Here is a 17,804-nt window from a genome sequence, read left to right as displayed (position 1 = left end):
TCAGGCCGGGTAAATGGCACCCAGAATACGAGGGCCAGCTGCTCCGGTCACGTCCGGCAGGTTGCCGGGCTTCCCTTCCAGTGCCTGCTTTGCCAGCCAGGCAAAAGCAACAGGCTCCACCAGTTGAGGGTCTAATCCCAGCTCCGTTGTGAGTGAAAGCGAAACGCCGGGAAGCGCTTTGACGAACGCATCCATCAGCAGCGGATTGCGTGCCCCGCCACCACAAACGTAAATCCTGAGATCCGAGATCTCGGGCAGTTGCTGCACGACGCTTTTGACGGTTAATTCCAGCAGAGTCCTCTGAATATCTTCGGCTGGAATGTCCCGGTGGCGGCTTACCAGTGTTTTTACCCAATCAAGATTGAACCGCTCTTTGCCCGTGCTTTTCGGGGGTGCCTTCGAGAAATAGGCATCGGAAAGCATGTCATCAAGAAGTTCCTGGTTAACCGAGCCCTCCATGGCCCAATGACCGTCGCTGTCGAAAGGCAGCCCGGTCTGGTCGAGGCACCAGGCATCCATCAGCGCATTGGCAGGGCCCGTGTCAAAACCGGTTGCCGGTATCTCGTCACTGGCGGGGAGCCAGGTGATGTTGGCGATTCCCCCGAGGTTGAGAATGCAGCGGTTCTCCTCATCTGAGCTGAAAAAGGCCTTGTGGAAGGCCGGGACTAGCGGAGCGCCCTGGCCTCCGGCGGCCATGTCCCGTCGTCGGAAGTCCGCAACTGTTGTGATGTTGGTGGCTTCGGACAGCACGGAAGGGTTGCCGATCTGTATGGAGAAAGGTGCTGTGCCGGACGGCTGGTGTCGAATGGTTTGTCCATGGCTGCCAATGCCCCGAATCTTCGCTCGATCGAATTCCGATCTTTGGATGACCGAGTCCGCGGCCTGGGCAAACAGAGTGCCGACCAGAGTATCCAGTTCGCCGATTTCGTCGGGTTCGGCCTGGTTCTGGCTGGCGGCAATGAGTCGGTGGCGAATCTGATCGGGGTAGGGGATCGTGTGCGATGCGTGGATCTTTACGGCGCTGTGATCGAAAGACACCAGCACGGCATCAATGCCATCCATGCTGGTGCCTGACATCAATCCAATCCAGGCTTCCATTTGTTTCTCAGTCGTCTGAAGCCAGTGCGAGTTGCTGATAGCTCTCGCGGAACACGTCAAACTGCGCGATTCGCTGTTCGGTGAATTGTTTGAATCGGGCCATCTCGGAAGACGGAATGGGCTTGGCATCCGGTAATTTGACCGTGCGAGAGTTGCGCGGCGACCCGTTCAGCCTGAACTCGTAGTGCAGGTGAGGTCCGGTAACCATGCCCGATGAACCAACATGCCCGATGGTCTGGCCCTGCTTGACTCGGGTGCCATTCTTGATGCCTTTACCCAGGCGGCTCATGTGCGCGTACAGCGTGGTGATGTTGTCGCCGTGCTGGAGGATGACGGTTCGTCCGTAACCACCCTTCCAGCCTGCGAATTTAACCCGACCGGAACCGGCCGCCTTGATGGGAGTTCCGGGAGGCGCTGCGTAATCGGTGCCTTCATGCGGACGTACTACGTCCAGAACAGGATGGCGGCGCTGAAGGTTGAACGGAGAGGAAATCCGGGCATTGATGGGGGTTCGCAGGAATGCCTTGCGCATGCTTTTGCCACCGGGGGCGTAGTAATCGCTGTCGCCATTGCTGTCGGTATAAAGCAGTGCGAGGTTTTCTTCGCCGCGGTTAACAAATCGTGCAGACAGGATCCGGCCCGTGTCGAACTTTTCGCCGTCCAGGTAGAGCTCTTCGTAAACCACTTCGAACTGGTCGCCCTTCCGGACGTCGTAAACAAAGTCGATATCCCAGCCGAAGATGCCTGCCAGTTCCATGGTCAGGCTGTCGTTAAGGCCCGCGTCGCGCGCAGCCAGATAGAGGGAGCCGTCAATGGTGCCTGATGCAAAGGCTGGCCGCGCTTCTGGTTTGCGAACCTCGGTTTCGCCGGTAAAGCTTTCGCCCTCTTTGGTAATCTTCAGGGTTTCCAGGCGGTTTCTCTGCAGGTCGATGGCCGCAAGCCCGCCGTCTTCGGTTGTCGCAAAGCGTATGGTCTCCCCAGCGTACAGGCGCTGGAGTTTTTCGGCCTCACCGTTGCCATGAATAACCGAAAGCATGATGCCGTCATTGAAGCCAGCTTTTTTGAACAGAGAGGAGAGCGTGTCGCCAGACTTGATCGCGAAGGTTTGCCATTCGAGTTCCGGCAACTTCGGAGCGACAGGTTGCTCGGGAGCGGAAAGGCTCGCCTGCTGCGCGGCCTCTGTCGCGACATCGGATTCAGGCGCTTTCGGCTGGGTGTCCGCAACGGGAGCCTCTGTCTGTAGTGCTCGCTCGGGCGTTGCGCCGGTTTCGGAAACGGTGCCTTGCTCCAGATCGAGGGCATAGGACATACGCTTGGCTTCAACGTTGCTGCTGGGGCTCATAAGAATGGCAGCGGTAACAACAACGGTAGCCGCGGCAGCAATGGTAATGTGAGTTTTAGGAAACATTTTCAGCACGTATCGCACCCGTTTTAATCGGTATTACGGCAGCTTGTACTACCTAATTAAAGCTGTTGTTCAAGTATAGTCCAACAGATTACCGTATAAAATGCATGCGGAACAGCGTGGAACATTACGGTTGCTGCTCCATCCTCCGGATTTCTTTCGACAGCGTTGTTATAATACGTCGCCTTGCAAAGTCGGTGTTGGTCAAAATCCGGTCAGCATACTGTAGCAGGGGAACAGGTAACTCACAGATTTCTTTTGTTGAACTCTGTAACTGACAGAATCTTTCCAAGATCAAAGCGGGGACGTGTTGTTCATGGCATCCATTGATGAAGCGTTGGCGATAATCAAGCGAGGCGTAGACGAACTCATTCCGGAAGATGAGCTCATGGAAAAATTGAAGGAAGGTCGTCCGCTGCGGATTAAGGCGGGTTTCGACCCCACTGCGCCGGACCTTCATCTTGGGCACACCGTTCTTATTAATAAGCTGCGGCAGTTCCAGGATCTTGGTCACGAGGTTATGTTTCTGATTGGAGATTTCACCGGAATGATCGGTGATCCCACCGGTAAAAGCGCCACACGTCCTCCTCTAACAGAGCAACAGGTCGCCGAGAACGCGGTCAGCTATAAAGAGCAGGTGTTCAAGATTCTTGATCCCGCGAAAACGCGCGTCATGTTCAATTCCGACTGGATGGGCAAGATGAGCGCCGCCGATATGATCAAGCTGGCGGGACAATACACGGTTGCGCGCATGCTGGAGCGGGATGACTTCACCAAGCGCTACCGTGCCGAGCAGGCGATTGCGATTCACGAGTTTCTCTACCCTCTGGTCCAGGGGTATGACTCCGTGGCCATGGAGGCGGATGTTGAACTGGGCGGTACCGACCAGAAGTTCAATCTCCTGATGGGGCGCATTCTGCAGAAGCATTACGGTCAGTCGCCCCAGGTGATCCTCACCATGCCAATTCTGGAAGGGCTCGATGGTGTCCAGAAGATGTCCAAGTCTCTGGGGAACTATGTAGGTGTCAACGACTCGCCTGGCGAAATGTACACCAAGCTGCTCTCCATGCCGGATGATCTCCTGTGGCGTTACTTTGAACTACTGAGCTTCCGGCCGCTTGCCGAGGTAGACGAGTTCCGTAATGCGGTTGCTGGTGGCGCCAACCCCCAGGAGTATAAAAAGCTGCTCGCGGAAGAGATCATTACCCGCTTCCATGATGAAGAGGCGGCCCGTACCGCTCACAAGTCCGCCGGTAACCGAGTGGCGCTCGGCGAGATCCCGGACAATGTGCCAACTGTTGAGGTGCCTTTAGAAGGGCAGTCCGAGATTCCGATGGCGGCGGTGCTTCGCCTGGCCGGTTTGGTAAAGAACGGCGCGGCAGCCCGGGATGTCCTGGGGCGTGGTGCGGTCTTTGTTGATGGCCAGAAATTCGAGGGCGACCGGATGTTTGTGGAAGGCGATGATTGCGTCATCCAGGCTGGCAAGAAGAAGATCGCCCGGGTTCTGATTACTGCCTGATCGATTTTGGGCGATTTTGAGTTTTTTTCAGAATCGCCGTTGACACCCTCAGGCAGGTCTGTAGAATGCGCATCTCTTTCGAGGGGAGCACCGCTGAGGCGGCTCAGAAATCGAAAGATAACTGTTTGAAAGCGCTGAAGAAAATGAGTTTCAAAATTCTTCAGAAAGCAGTTGACAGGCAAGCGATTCACTGTAGAATGCGCGCCTCGAAACAAGCAGTAAGCCGGGTCATTTTTCGGCGCTTTCCGGAGACGGAAAACATCGAAAAATAAACGGTTGACAAGGCGGCGCTACGATGTAGAATACGCGGCCTTGATTGAGCAACAGCTCAAACGCTCTTTAAAAAGTTGACCAAGTAATTCGTGTGGGCGCTGGCCGAGGTATTTCGGATACGAAATATCAGGACAGTGACTCGTCGAAATTGAGTTTTGTCTTGAGCAAGAATAGAGAATCTTCGGATTCTTGTATGATTTAAACTGAAGAGTTTGATCATGGCTCAGATTGAACGCTGGCGGCAGGCTTAACACATGCAAGTCGAGCGGTAACAGATCTAGCTTGCTAGATGCTGACGAGCGGCGGACGGGTGAGTAATGCATAGGAAACTGCCCAGTAGTGGGGGATAGCCCGGGGAAACCCGGATTAATACCGCGTACGCCCTTCGGGGGAAAGCAGGGGATCTTCGGACCTTGCGCTATTGGATGTGCCTATGTCGGATTAGCTAGTTGGTAGGGTAAAGGCCTACCAAGGCGACGATCCGTAGCTGGTCTGAGAGGATGATCAGCCACATCGGGACTGAGACACGGCCCGAACTCCTACGGGAGGCAGCAGTGGGGAATATTGGACAATGGGGGCAACCCTGATCCAGCCATGCCGCGTGTGTGAAGAAGGCTTTCGGGTTGTAAAGCACTTTCAGTGAGGAGGAAAACTCTGCGACTAATACTCGTAGGGCTTGACGTTACTCACAGAAGAAGCACCGGCTAACTCCGTGCCAGCAGCCGCGGTAATACGGAGGGTGCAAGCGTTAATCGGAATTACTGGGCGTAAAGCGCGCGTAGGTGGTTTGATAAGCGAGATGTGAAAGCCCCGGGCTTAACCTGGGAACGGCATTTCGAACTGTCAGGCTAGAGTATGGTAGAGGGTAGTGGAATTTCCTGTGTAGCGGTGAAATGCGTAGATATAGGAAGGAACACCAGTGGCGAAGGCGGCTACCTGGACCAATACTGACACTGAGGTGCGAAAGCGTGGGGAGCAAACAGGATTAGATACCCTGGTAGTCCACGCCGTAAACGATGTCTACTAGCCGTTGGGACTCTTGAAGTCTTAGTGGCGCAGCTAACGCACTAAGTAGACCGCCTGGGGAGTACGGCCGCAAGGTTAAAACTCAAATGAATTGACGGGGGCCCGCACAAGCGGTGGAGCATGTGGTTTAATTCGACGCAACGCGAAGAACCTTACCTGGCCTTGACATGCAGAGAACTTTCCAGAGATGGATTGGTGCCTTCGGGAACTCTGACACAGGTGCTGCATGGCCGTCGTCAGCTCGTGTCGTGAGATGTTGGGTTAAGTCCCGTAACGAGCGCAACCCCTATCCCTAGTTGCTAGCAGTTCGGCTGAGAACTCTAGGGAGACTGCCGGTGACAAACCGGAGGAAGGTGGGGATGACGTCAGGTCATCATGGCCCTTACGGCCAGGGCTACACACGTGCTACAATGGTGCGCACAGAGGGCTGCAAACCCGCGAGGGGGAGCCAATCTCACAAAACGCATCGTAGTCCGGATCGCAGTCTGCAACTCGACTGCGTGAAGTCGGAATCGCTAGTAATCGTGAATCAGAATGTCACGGTGAATACGTTCCCGGGCCTTGTACACACCGCCCGTCACACCATGGGAGTGGATTGCACCAGAAGTGGTTAGTCTAACCTTCGGGAGGACGATCACCACGGTGTGGTTCATGACTGGGGTGAAGTCGTAACAAGGTAGCCGTAGGGGAACCTGCGGCTGGATCACCTCCTTAAACGAAGCCGAATGCTTCGGTCAGAGTCCACACGAATTACTTGGTTAGCTGAATAAAGAGAGCAGATGGGTCGTTGCAGGCCCGTGTTTTTGGGTCTGTAGCTCAGGTGGTTAGAGCGCACCCCTGATAAGGGTGAGGTCGGTGGTTCAAGTCCACCCAGACCCACCAGAATTATCCAGCTCGTCGTTGTCGAAGCACTTGCATAGCAGGCTATGCGGCGCACTTCGACGCCTAGATCTGAATAATTCCTGGCAGCTTAATTGGGGCTGTAGCTCAGTTGGGAGAGCGCCTGCCTTGCACGCAGGAGGTCAGCGGTTCGATCCCGCTCAGCTCCACCAAAAAAGCCTGAACGATCGATGCGTTTATAACTGACTAACTTCGGTTAGCAGTGTACAGAAACAAGCTTTTCAGTTGTGTGACTCGATTAAGAGTTGTCGCTGAAGATCTTCTTTCTGATCACTGGGTCAGATTTGCTCTTTAACAAATTGGACGAGATAGAACACGATTGATGGATTCCATTATCTCCGGAATTCATTGATCAGAGTGATAACGATTTCAAGCGTTATCCGGTGTTGTCGTTGAAGTGGTTGTTCTATTACTTCAAGTGGCTGTCTCGAAGAAACCTCTGAATCAGGCTTGCCTGGTGATGGGTGTTAATTCGTGATCAGTTGTCTTGGGGTTATATAGTCAAGCAACTAAGCGCATACGGTGGATGCCTTGGCAGTCAGAGGCGATGAAAGACGTGGAAGCCTGCGATAAGGTTCGGGGAGCTGGCAAACAAGCTGTGATCCGGGCATTTCTGAATGGGGAAACCCACCGACTTTCGGGTCGGTATCTTGCACTGAATACATAGGTGTAAGAGGCGAACCGGGGGAACTGAAACATCTAAGTACCCCGAGGAAAAGAAATCAACCGAGATTCCCTAAGTAGCGGCGAGCGAACGGGGATTAGCCCTTAAGCTAGACAACTGGTAGGAGAAGGCTCTGGAAAGTGCCGCCATAGTGGGTGATAGCCCCGTATCCGAAACCTGAGTTTAGTGAAATCGAGTAGGACGGGACACGTGATATCCTGTCTGAACATGGGGGGACCATCCTCCAAGGCTAAATACTCCTGACTGACCGATAGTGAACCAGTACCGTGAGGGAAAGGCGAAAAGAACCCCTGTGAGGGGAGTGAAATAGATCCTGAAACCGTATGCGTACAAGCAGTCGGAGCGGACTTGTTCCGTGACGGCGTACCTTTTGTATAATGGGTCAGCGACTTATGTTCAGTGGCGAGGTTAACCGTTTAGGGGAGCCGTAGGGAAACCGAGTCTGAATAGGGCGATTTAGTCGCTGGGCATAGACCCGAAACCGGGCGATCTATCCATGAGCAGGTTGAAGGTTGAGTAACATCAACTGGAGGACCGAACCCACTGTCGTTGAAAAGCCAGGGGATGACTTGTGGATCGGAGTGAAAGGCTAATCAAGCCCGGAGATAGCTGGTTCTCCCCGAAAGCTATTTAGGTAGCGCCTCGGACGAATACCACAGGGGGTAGAGCACTGTTTCGGCTAGGGGGTCATCCCGACTTACCAACCCGATGCAAACTCCGAATACCTGTGAGTACTATCCGGGAGACACACGGCGGGTGCTAACGTCCGTCGTGAAGAGGGAAACAACCCAGACCGCCAGCTAAGGTCCCCAAGTACCAGTTAAGTGGGAAACGATGTGGGAAGGCTCAGACAGCTAGGAGGTTGGCTTAGAAGCAGCCATCCTTTAAAGAAAGCGTAATAGCTCACTAGTCGAGTCGGCCTGCGCGGAAGATGTAACGGGGCTCAAACTGGTCACCGAAGCTGCGGCTGCATACTTTGTATGCGGGGTAGGGGAGCGTTCTGTAAGCCTGCGAAGGTGTGTTGAGAAGCATGCTGGAGGTATCAGAAGTGCGAATGCTGACATGAGTAACGACAATGCGGGTGAAAAACCCGCACGCCGGAAGACCAAGGGTTCCTGCGCAACGCTAATCGGCGCAGGGTGAGTCGGCCCCTAAGGCGAGACCGAAAGGTGTAGTCGATGGGAAACGGGTTAATATTCCCGTACCTTGGATAGCTGCGATGGAGAGACGGAGAAGGCTAGGTGAGCCGGGCGACGGTTGTCCCGGTTTAAGCGAGTAGGGAGTGGACTTAGGCAAATCCGGGTCCACAATCTCGAGACGCGACGACGACTGCTCCTAGAGCGGGAAGTCATTGATGCCATGCTTCCAGGAAAATCTTCTAAGCTTCAGGCTATTCGAGACCGTACCCCAAACCGACACAGGTGGTCAGGTAGAGAATACCAAGGCGCTTGAGAGAACTCGGGTAAAGGAACTAGGCAAAATGGTGCCGTAACTTCGGGAGAAGGCACGCTGGTGTTAGGTGATACCCCTGCGGGTGGAGCTGAAGCCAGTCGAAGATACCAGGCCCCTGCGACTGTTTATTAAAAACACAGCACTGTGCAAACACGAAAGTGGACGTATACGGTGTGACGCCTGCCCGGTGCCGGAAGGTTAATTGATGGGGTTAGCGCTTGCGCGAAGCTCTTGATCGAAGCCCCGGTAAACGGCGGCCGTAACTATAACGGTCCTAAGGTAGCGAAATTCCTTGTCGGGTAAGTTCCGACCTGCACGAATGGCGTAACGATGGGGGCGCTGTCTCTACCCGAGACTCAGTGAAATTGAAATCGCCGTGAAGATGCGGTGTATCCGCGGCTAGACGGAAAGACCCCGTGAACCTTTACTATAGCTTCACAGTGAACTTTGAGCATGTTTGTGTAGGATAGCTGGGAGGCTTTGAAGTGGGAACGCCAGTTCTCATGGAGCCAACCTTGAAATACCAGCCTGACATGTTTGAGGTTCTAACTTGGTCCCCTTATCGGGGATGAGGACACTGTGTGGTGGGTAGTTTGACTGGGGCGGTCTCCTCCCAAAGCGTAACGGAGGAGCACAAAGGTGGGCTAAGCATGGTCGGACATCATGCGGTTAGTGTAATGGCACAAGCCCGCTTAACTGCGAGACAGACACGTCGAGCAGGTACGAAAGTAGGTCATAGTGATCCGGTGGTTCTGTATGGAAGGGCCATCGCTCAACGGATAAAAGGTACTCCGGGGATAACAGGCTGATACCGCCCAAGAGTTCACATCGACGGCGGTGTTTGGCACCTCGATGTCGGCTCATCACATCCTGGGGCTGAAGCCGGTCCCAAGGGTATGGCTGTTCGCCATTTAAAGTGGTACGCGAGCTGGGTTTAGAACGTCGTGAGACAGTTCGGTCCCTATCTGCCGTGGACGTTGGAGATTTGAGGAAAGCTGCTCCTAGTACGAGAGGACCGGAGTGGACGAACCTCTGGTGTTCGGGTTGTCACGCCAGTGGCATTGCCCGGTAGCTATGTTCGGACAGGATAACCGCTGAAAGCATCTAAGCGGGAAGCCCCTTCCAAGATGAGATCTCCCTGGACCCTTGAGGTCCCTGAAGAGCCGTTCAAGACCAGGACGTTGATAGGTCGGGTGTGTAAGCGCTGCGAGGCGTTGAGCTAACCGATACTAATTGCTCGTGCGGCTTGACTATATAACACCCAAGACAATTGCGGATAACGCAGAGCCTAACCGCTCAAACGAAATCAACATCACTCAGTTCCTTCTCGTCCCCCAGTGATCAACCGTTTTGCCTGACGACCATAGCGGTCTGGAACCACCTGATCCCATCCCGAACTCAGAAGTGAAACAGACCAGCGCCGATGGTAGTGTGGCGTTGCCCATGTGAGAGTAGGTCATCGTCAGGCTCCTAATACCGAAAACCCCAGCATCCTCGATGTTGGGGTTTTTTATTGCCTGAAATTTGGCAAATGCCAAAACCATGACGCTGCGCACAGTGACAACATGTAACCGAGGTTACACTTCTGTAAAAGAACTGGCTAAAACAACATCAAAAATCCAAGCCAGCCTCAGAGACGCTCATCAGTCATCTTTAAATCAGCCGCCAATAACAAGAAGCGGCCGCGGTGAGATGTGACTATGAGTAAACCATTTTATACGCTTCTCCTCCTGCCTTTACTGGCCCCGGGGGTCAACGCCGAACTGCACCCGATTTCGGATCGACAGATGTCTGAAGTCACAGGGCAGGCCTTTGTATCGGTTGACCGCCAGTACCATCCTGATGCCAACAACAACACCGCCTATACCCGCGTCAATCTCGGAATGGACATTGAAATCCAGACCAATGTGGATGTGCTGGAAATGGGCCGTTACGACCGGGAAGGTGAGAAACCTGGCACTTCGGATGTCTATATTGAAGATTTTGCCCTTGGTTACATTAACAATCAGGCTTACTTTGACGCCAATCCCAAAGCTCCAAGACAGCGAAAGCCCGATGGCAGTGCCTATGCCGAGGGGGAAATCATTCCTTTCTTGATCCAGAATCCGTTTCTGGAGTTTGCCTTCGATGAACAAACCGAAGAAGTGGTCGGCTTCCGACTGGGTTTCGGTGAATCCATGGGTGTCCTGTCCGGCAAGATTGAAACGCTGACTGGCAATGTGAACGTGGACATCATTGACCGCGGTGAAGGGCTGAGCCAGGCCAGCTCAAGCGGTAACCTTTTTGACCAAATCATCGTGCTCCTCACCCCTCTACTCGAAGGCGGTAGTCCATTATCCACCAAGGCGGAGCTGGTTTACGGTGCGGAGGGTGATCCGAACATTGGCTCCCTGGACCCGGTAAGAGCGGAATACATCGGTATCCCGGATGGCGAACGGTTCATTCTCGAAGGCGCAAGCGGCTTTACTCGCTGGTCGGTAAAGAATCTGATCGGCTGGGGGTCGAGTTCCCGAATCGAGGTTCCGGATTGTTCCTTTTTCAGCTGTTCAGGCGGTGACATTTATGTTTACGCGGAGGACTGCCTGGTCCTTGGAATAGATTCCTGTTTCGACCTGGATATCTATAACAGCTTCCCGGTAGGCGAGGTTGGTGAGGTCAATGGCGAGCGACGTATCACGGGGCCGGCCGACGGTGCTTTTATCTCATTCCAGACCAAAGATCTTGATTGGCTGAAGGATGTAAACAAAACAGATTTCACGCCGGAAGATTTTATCAAGGCCACATCAGGTGCCTTCTTCAATATTCCCAACGGCGCTACTGAGGTGAATCTCAACGAGGCGCTCTATGGCACCCAGCGTTACCGCACCGAATACATCGACCGCGGCAAAGGTCTGTTTTGAGGAGCTTCGTATGAAATGGTTGAGTTTCAGTCAGCTTCCTGTTTTCGCGCGGCTCCTTCCGGTGATGGCGGCTGTTCTGACCGCCCCAGTGCCTGTTGAGGCGGAACTCCAGGGGCTTTCGGAAACTGAATTGTCCTCGATTGATGGAGCCGGGATCGGCCTTGTACTGGAGAATTTCAAATTCTCCCATGGAACGGACGAGCCGGATGCCGCGGGAGAGCAGGCACGCATTTTCCGGATTGGCGGGATCAAAAGCACCGATGGCCGTGATGTCGATATTACGGTAAACCATCTCTACATCGCCGGGGCCAATAGCAACTACGGAGAGACCCTGGGCCCGGTCAATCTCGGGAGACTTCTGAACCCGTGGAAAATTGATGTGGTGGATGGCAATGATATTGGTATCGCTAACAAGGCCGTGCTGGAGTTCGCAGCCAGTGCCATGGTCAATAGCGACCAGGGTTATGACTGCATGGACTCCGGGGCCGGTCCTGGCAGCGGCACCTGTTCGAGTCGCCCGGCGTCCGCTGGATACATCGGGGAGCGAGCGGACATCGGCATGCAGATGAACGTGGCAGTTGGTGACGACCGGTCTGCCAATATCAATATCCACGCAAAGAGTGCTGTCATCGATGGTAGCTATCTGCGCCTTTGGGGCGATAACGATCGGCGCCAGATGGTCGGCCAGTTCAAGCTGAATTTCTATTCCCCGGAACTTTCTATCAATGCCTGCGCACAGGACGGTTCCACCTGCGGATCACGAATACTGATGAGCAATTTTGCGCTCGAGCTGGCGATTGGCAACCAGCTTCAACCGGTATTCTTCGACGTTGATGGCAGTGGAAACTTTGTAGTGGAGGTTGCTGCAATTCGGCGCCCTCAGTCGGGCGAGATTGGTGCCGACGGTCTCCGCGGCAGCAGTGATGCGGACGCCTGGGATTTCTACGAGTCCTACTACACGAACCCGGAGTTTCGCAGCAATCTCAAGATCGGAAATTTCAGTGTTGGCGACCGCGATTTTGGTTCGGCCCGTGTACAGGGAATGCTGATACAACACTTGAACATTAAGACCAGGGATCTGAGCCAATGAAATCCTTTCTGCGCAGAACAATACTTGCTCTCCCTGTTTTTCTGTTTTCACTCCCCAGCCTTGCCGAACTCGCCCGCCTGGGAGATGAAGCTCTCTCGGGGATCTCCGGACAGGGTGGGATCTACCTGTCCGGCGACATCAGCATCAATGAAATGGGCGGTCCGGTTGAGAACAGTTATTTCGGACGTTGTGATGACGTGGACAAGAAGTGTGGCGCCCGTTTTGCTTACCGGCTGAAAGAAAACGGCGGATGGATGGTGCTCGATGATATTCGGGGCAATTTCGCGTTTGAGGGCCTGACACTGCGGGTCCGCAAAGTCGATTCGGGATTCAGTGGTGATGGCGAACTGTTCAATCGGGATGTGCTGGAGCTTGGGCTGCCCAATACTGTTCGGTTCAACGACGTTCAATTCAAGATTTCTTCCAGCAGCACGGCCCGGCCCACCGACCCCGGCTTTCAGCAAACCGACATATTCTCTGTTGATATGCGGGGGGACGTTGTGATGGAAGGAAACCTGCTCGTGTTTCCGGCGGGGAATCCCTGAGATTGAAGAGGTTAACGGTTATGGGCGCGCCAGACAGAATCAAACAACTTGCCCCGATTGCCACTGGGCTGTTTTATGTGGTCCTCGCCTCCCCGGTGGTCGCTGACATGAAAAGCCTGGACGATTCCACTCTGGCAAACATCAGCGGCCAGAGTGGTTTGTCCGTAGAGCTCGATCTAGGCCTGACGGCAGATCGGCTCTCTTATGTTGATGATGGCAACGGCATCCATCTGGACGGTTTTCGCATTGGTTCGGCCGTTGATCCTTCTGGTCAGGCATTCCACCTGATTCGCATCGATGTTGAGGAGGATGCATCCCTTAACCTCGATTACCTGGTGAAAGACCGACGGATTGAGTTCGGTGATATCCGGCTCGCCGGGGCCCCCGATGTCAGTATGGGGGGGATCTTTTTCGATCATTCTCTGGAAGGGTATTTAAATATAAGGCAGGGCAGCTCCGTTGGCGGGGCCGGATATACCTTTGACTCCGCCTACACGATGACTGGCGGCCGTCTGGGATATCGCACCAATGGCAATGAAGTTTTTCTGGACGATATCACCATGAATGTGGAGGCACTGGGAGTAACCCTGGATGTGGTCGGCGACACTCTGGCTCTGAATGCGCCCAGACTAACCGGGGATTGGGAGGTCGGCGCGATTCGTTACAGCAGCAACCCCCTGAATCATGGCGTATCCGTCGATTCCGGCAACGGACAGCCTCTGCCGAGCTATGGCAGCCTGAGTGGAAGTTACGAGCTTTCCTCCAGCACCAACCTGACTGCCGGCGGCCGATCCGGAGAGGGCCTGCGAATCGATAACGAGACCGTTATACGCTCGGCCTCTTTTCTATACAGGGATGACGGAAAGGCCCTCGCGCTTCGAGACATCACTGGCGTCTATCGGATTAACGACCTCCGGCTCGATGTGGCGACCGACTGGCAGAATAGATCGGCCCTGGCCCTCACCCTTGGTTCCATGGATGGTGAATTCAGCATTGGCGCTATTGAGGTGGGTGGCAATGGCAAGAGTATCGGTCAGGTGAATGTCAGCTTTTTGCTTGAAGATCAGGTTTTCAACGGCCGCAGCTATTCCAATGCGATTTATCTGCAGGGGGGTGGACACCCTGACGCCGGGCCGCAGGGCTTGCGACTTGCGACTGAATGGAGTCTTCGGCTTGCCGATTTCAGTTACACCGAAGACGGCAACCGGGTGATCTTCAGTGGCTTGCAGTCCTGGGGGCAGGGCGATGTAACGGTCAATGTAACTCGCGATGGAGTCGCCAACGGTACCGAGTTCTTCGATGGTCTGCGGATTGGTTTCGAGGACATGAGGGCCGGCTACCGGATCAACGGTCTGCGAGTAGGAAGTGATGACGCCCCCTTGCAGGGTGGCACAGAGCTGCTGCTGGCACTGGGGTTCTATCCGGCTTACGAATTCGAGCTTGATGGCCACGTGACGCTCGGTGCAGGAGGCGCATCCGGTGAGGGGATTACCATCAATTCCGATGTCAGCATCAGGAACGGCAAGGCGGCGATTATCGCGGTGCCGTACGATGAAGGTAATGGTGAGATTCCCCAGAAGGGCCTCTGGATTACCGAGCTGGATTATGACGCGCATGTGCGCGACATGACCGTTGATGTCAGCCAGGAGGGGCTTGCGGTTATCAAGGGCGAATCCTGGAGCACCATGGATATCGGCAATCTGAGAATCGGCGACAAGGAATCCGGTCAGAGTTTCGGGAGGTTCGTGATTCAGAAATACGAAACCGGCAGCAGCATGACCGTCGTCCCCGGCGGGGCCGGCGATGTCTGCGCCGGTGGCATGGGTGATAGTCCATCCGCCTGTGCGGCTTCCGGAGGCGTCTGGGAAACCCGGGGTGAGGAGGGGCTGACGGTCCGCCTGAAGCAGGTGCTTGCCAAGGCCATCAATGAAGCCCGGAAGAACTCGCTGACCTGGGAAACCAACCGGCAAAGCAGCGGTGTTGGTGAGGCCATGAACGGAACCGGGACGAGCCTCGTTCTGAACGATATCCATACCAGCGATGGTGGGGACTTCGATGGTGATGGCGTAGACGACAACTCGTTTGGGCTACGCACTGATCTTTCCGTGGATGTCTATCAAACCCGGGTTGTGAAGAAGGAGGACGGTCCGGATGCAATGGGAGTGACAGGCAACCGGGGCGATGAAAAAATCATGGATGGTTCGTCCGCTGCCGGCTACCGCTATGTCTCCAATCCAACCCTTGCCGAGGCCGACAACAGACCGCTCGGGTTTGCGGTGAAGGCGAGAAGCCGGTTCAAGGAACTCTCGATCAACAATATCGACCTGGTTCATCCCGTTGGTGGTGCTCAGACGGCCGTCTATGGCGTCAAAATGCAGAACCTTGATATCAAGGCCAATCTGACCGCAACCCCGATTCCCTGATCTTCCCGCAGGCGGTTCGCAAAGCGACACCGCCAACTTTGTCTTTTTCCCTTCCCTGGTGTTTAATCCGGCCTTACCCAATTTGATGGCTGGATGCACTTTATGAAATCCAAAGCACTTATAGAGCTGCTCAGTGACGGTCAGGTTCACTCCGGAGCCGCGCTGGCCGAAAAGCTCGGGGTTAGTCGTACCGCAATCTGGAAGCAGATTCGTCGCGCGATGGAGGAAGGTGCTGACATTGCCACGATTCGCGGACGTGGATATCAGCTGGTGTCCCGGGTCGACCTGCTCGATAGGGCGCGGGTGCTTCGTGAAATTGCCGCCGGCCGGGAACAGGAGCTTTCACTGACAGTCCTGGACGAGGTTGACTCGACTAATGCCGAGGTGATCAGGCAGATTACCGCCGGAAGCAAGGGTGTCCCGGTGGTTATCGCCGACTGTCAGACGTCCGGCCGAGGTCGACGGGGGCGTGTGTGGCAAAGCCCCCGGGGCGAAAACCTGTACCTGAGCATGGGGCTCACCTTCCACGGCGGCTTCAGTGTACTGGATGGGTTAAGTCTGGTGCTCGGCGTTGCGGTGGCCAATGCCCTGGAACGGCTGGGAGTGCCGGAGGTCGGACTCAAGTGGCCAAATGATATTTTTCTGCCGGACGGCAAGCTTGGCGGCATCCTGGTAGAGCTCCAGGGTGAGCTGGAGGAAGGCGTGGTGCAGGTAATTGCGGGTATCGGGCTGAATGTGCATATGTCCCGGGCTGATGGCGTCGATCAACCCTGGAGCAGCCTCGCCAGGGCCTGCCCTCAAGTCGAATGGTCGCGCAGCCAGATCGGCGGTGCAATCATCGATGCTGTATTCGATGCTGTCGCCCTGTTCTCGGATATCGGGTTTGCAGATTTTCGGGAGTCCTGGCAGCGTCGCGATGTGTTTATGGGAAAATCGCTCAAGGCCCGTGGCGGTGATGTCGAAGGTGTCGGTTGTGGCATTGATGACGCCGGCAACTATCAAATCCGGACCGAAAACGGGCTTGTTCCGGTGCGCGCAGGGGAAATCAGTCTGCGAGTGGCAAAATGAATCTGTTTATTGACGCGGGTAACACCCGGCTGAAGTGGTGTCTTGCAAACCAGGATGAGGTTCTGGCCTCAGGGACCGGCTCTCTCGAAGACGAGAACCCCCTGGGTGTGCCGGGAGAACTGATCGGAAAGGTGGTGTCTGTCGCCATATCCACCGTCGCGTCTGAAGAAAGGCGAACTCATTTGGCGGGCTCCGTCGAGAAGCTGTGTCAGGCGCCGGTTCGCTTTTACTGGTCGGAACGGTCCCGGAATGGCCTAATGAACGCCTACCAGAATGTCTCGAGAATGGGGGCCGATCGGTGGCATGGAATGTACGGTGCCTGGCTCGATCACAGGCAGGGCTTTGCGGTCCTGGATGCGGGAAGTGCCGTTACTGTCGATTATGTTGATCGGCATGGTCAGCATCTGGGTGGTTATATTCTTCCGGGCCTGCAGATGATGTTGCGCAGTCTCCGGACCGATGCCGCGCGGATCTGGTTCGACCCGGACCAGGGGCTGGCAACGGACCCTGGCAAGAGTACCGGGGAGTGCGTGAACCATGGTCTTGCCTGGCTGTCTGCTGCGATGATTGAGCGGGTGATCGCTGACGCCCGAAAACTGTCACTGTCTGAAATTCTGGTTACTGGCGGCGACGCTGACCGGCTTATCGGTCTTGGTCTGCCCGGTATTTCTCGCCCGGACCTTGTGTTGTCGGGCCTGCGTGCAATTCATGCGGAGGAAGCCTCCGGATGAGGTGGTTGGCGTTGGTGCTGGTGCTGGTGAGTATTGCCATCTATTACCTGCCGGACTTCGTGGGGCCATCGGGCGGCATGGCCAATGTTGCCAGTGGCAGCCTGCCAAGGGTGGCCAGCCTCAAATCGCCGGGGCCGGAAGACTCCGGTGTCGGGCCTGGTGCGCCCGCCGACGAATCAGAGATGTCCTGTGCCCGCCTTGGATGGATTGAAACCGCGGATCGCGCCCGACGCCTGGTGGACAGTCAACCTCTCGCGGAGGAGGCAGGTTTCAGGATTGAAGAAGTCGATAGAGAGCTGGCACCCCTGCACTGGGTTCTTATTCCGCCCCAGCCCGAGGCTGTCGCCTTGCGCCAGTTTCGTGACATTCAGAGGCAGGGAATCGACTCCTATCTGGTCACCGAGGGCGAAAACCGCAATGCCATTTCGCTGGGGCTGTTCGAGTCCCGCGAATCTGCAATTTCCGTGCTGGAAGAAAAAAAACGTCAGAATCTTAATGCGGTACTGGTCAACTTCCCCCGAAATCAGATAAGCTACGCGCTCTCTTTTGAGGCGGAACCAGAACTCGCTGAAGAACTGGTTCAGGCGGTGAAAGCGGATTACGGCAGCAATTTTGATTTCGTTGAAATCAGGCCTTGTGAAGGTGTTGCAACGCCAGAAAAAAATCCGTAGTATACCGCCCTCGCTGAC

General features: G+C 55.1%; 10 protein-coding genes, 2 tRNA genes and 3 rRNA genes. 13 read left to right on the top strand and 2 right to left on the bottom strand.

Annotated features, from left to right (window positions below; translation table 11 throughout):
* The gene (locus CFB02_RS12105; protein ID WP_088558177.1) at positions 1–1,098 is read right to left on the bottom strand and encodes an anhydro-N-acetylmuramic acid kinase; all 1,098 of its coding nucleotides are present in this window, start codon (positions 1,096–1,098) and stop codon (positions 1–3) included.
* A gap of 7 nt (positions 1,099–1,105) precedes the next feature.
* On the bottom strand, positions 1,106–2,515 hold the full coding sequence (locus tag CFB02_RS12100) for a peptidoglycan DD-metalloendopeptidase family protein (RefSeq protein WP_088558176.1): 1,410 nt from the start codon (positions 2,513–2,515) through the stop codon (positions 1,106–1,108).
* A 304-nt stretch (positions 2,516–2,819) separates the two neighbouring features.
* On the opposite strand from CFB02_RS12100, the gene tyrS reads away from it, so the two are divergent.
* The 13 genes from tyrS to CFB02_RS12030 all read left to right on the top strand — a co-directional run bounded on the left by tyrS (position 2,820) and on the right by CFB02_RS12030 (position 17,786).
* The gene (gene tyrS, locus CFB02_RS12095) at positions 2,820–4,022 is read left to right on the top strand and encodes a tyrosine--tRNA ligase (protein WP_088558175.1); all 1,203 of its coding nucleotides are present in this window, start codon (positions 2,820–2,822) and stop codon (positions 4,020–4,022) included.
* Positions 4,023–4,495: 473 nt separating this feature from the next.
* Positions 4,496–6,035 (top strand): 16S ribosomal RNA (locus CFB02_RS12085).
* Between the two features lie 91 nt (positions 6,036–6,126).
* Positions 6,127–6,203 (top strand) — tRNA-Ile (locus CFB02_RS12080).
* Positions 6,204–6,297: 94 nt separating this feature from the next.
* Positions 6,298–6,373: transfer RNA gene (locus CFB02_RS12075), tRNA-Ala, on the top strand.
* Between the two features lie 347 nt (positions 6,374–6,720).
* Positions 6,721–9,612, top strand: a 23S ribosomal RNA gene (locus CFB02_RS12070).
* A 99-nt stretch (positions 9,613–9,711) separates the two neighbouring features.
* A 5S ribosomal RNA gene (rrf, locus tag CFB02_RS12065) occupies positions 9,712–9,826 on the top strand.
* The 16S, 23S and 5S rRNA genes sit together here with 2 tRNA genes alongside, the layout of an rRNA operon.
* Positions 9,827–10,058: 232 nt before the next feature.
* Entirely contained in the window at positions 10,059–11,258 is a 1,200-nt protein-coding gene (locus tag CFB02_RS12060) for a hypothetical protein (protein ID WP_088558174.1), read from the top strand.
* 10 nt (positions 11,259–11,268) lie between these two features.
* Positions 11,269–12,348, top strand: coding sequence for a hypothetical protein (locus CFB02_RS12055; protein ID WP_088558173.1), 1,080 nt, complete (start codon positions 11,269–11,271; stop codon positions 12,346–12,348).
* Entirely contained in the window at positions 12,345–12,893 is a 549-nt protein-coding gene (locus CFB02_RS12050; protein ID WP_088558172.1) for a hypothetical protein, read from the top strand. The genes CFB02_RS12055 and CFB02_RS12050 overlap by 4 nt, the downstream gene beginning before the upstream one ends.
* A gap of 20 nt (positions 12,894–12,913) precedes the next feature.
* Positions 12,914–15,316 carry a DUF6160 family protein gene (locus CFB02_RS12045; RefSeq protein WP_088558171.1) on the top strand — a complete coding sequence of 801 codons (2,403 nt, stop codon included), beginning with the start codon at positions 12,914–12,916 and terminating at the stop codon, positions 15,314–15,316.
* 102 nt (positions 15,317–15,418) lie between these two features.
* On the top strand, positions 15,419–16,384 hold the full coding sequence (locus CFB02_RS12040) for a biotin--[acetyl-CoA-carboxylase] ligase (protein WP_088558170.1): 966 nt from the start codon (positions 15,419–15,421) through the stop codon (positions 16,382–16,384).
* Positions 16,381–17,115 (top strand): type III pantothenate kinase, encoded by a 735-nt coding sequence (locus tag CFB02_RS12035; protein ID WP_088558169.1) that lies wholly within the window; start codon positions 16,381–16,383, stop codon positions 17,113–17,115. The genes CFB02_RS12040 and CFB02_RS12035 overlap by 4 nt, the downstream gene beginning before the upstream one ends.
* Complete coding sequence (locus tag CFB02_RS12030; protein WP_227519199.1) at positions 17,112–17,786, top strand: hypothetical protein; 675 nt, start codon at positions 17,112–17,114, stop codon at positions 17,784–17,786. The genes CFB02_RS12035 and CFB02_RS12030 overlap by 4 nt, the downstream gene beginning before the upstream one ends.
* Positions 17,787–17,804 lie beyond the last annotated feature (18 nt).

It is taken from the genome of Marinobacter sp. es.042 (genome assembly GCF_900188315.1).
In the GTDB taxonomy this organism is placed as follows: domain Bacteria; phylum Pseudomonadota; class Gammaproteobacteria; order Pseudomonadales; family Oleiphilaceae; genus Marinobacter.
Note: the sequence above shows the minus strand (reverse complement) of the source record. Positions and strands in the feature narration are given on the sequence as shown.

Bases quoted from the DNA above. Each gene is read 5' to 3' on its own strand.
- CFB02_RS12055 (WP_088558173.1), top strand. From the start codon at position 11,269: ATGAAATGGTTGAGTTTCAGTCAGCTTCCTGTTTTCGCGCGGCTCCTT.
- CFB02_RS12105 (WP_088558177.1), bottom strand. From the start codon at position 1,098: ATGGAAGCCTGGATTGGATTGATGTCAGGCACCAGCATGGATGGCATT.
- CFB02_RS12035 (WP_088558169.1), top strand. From the start codon at position 16,381: ATGAATCTGTTTATTGACGCGGGTAACACCCGGCTGAAGTGGTGTCTT.
- CFB02_RS12045 (WP_088558171.1), top strand. From the start codon at position 12,914: ATGGGCGCGCCAGACAGAATCAAACAACTTGCCCCGATTGCCACTGGG.
- CFB02_RS12040 (WP_088558170.1), top strand. From the start codon at position 15,419: ATGAAATCCAAAGCACTTATAGAGCTGCTCAGTGACGGTCAGGTTCAC.
- CFB02_RS12030 (WP_227519199.1), top strand. From the start codon at position 17,112: ATGAGGTGGTTGGCGTTGGTGCTGGTGCTGGTGAGTATTGCCATCTAT.
- CFB02_RS12060 (WP_088558174.1), top strand. From the start codon at position 10,059: ATGAGTAAACCATTTTATACGCTTCTCCTCCTGCCTTTACTGGCCCCG.
- CFB02_RS12050 (WP_088558172.1), top strand. From the start codon at position 12,345: ATGAAATCCTTTCTGCGCAGAACAATACTTGCTCTCCCTGTTTTTCTG.
- tyrS (WP_088558175.1), top strand. From the start codon at position 2,820: ATGGCATCCATTGATGAAGCGTTGGCGATAATCAAGCGAGGCGTAGAC.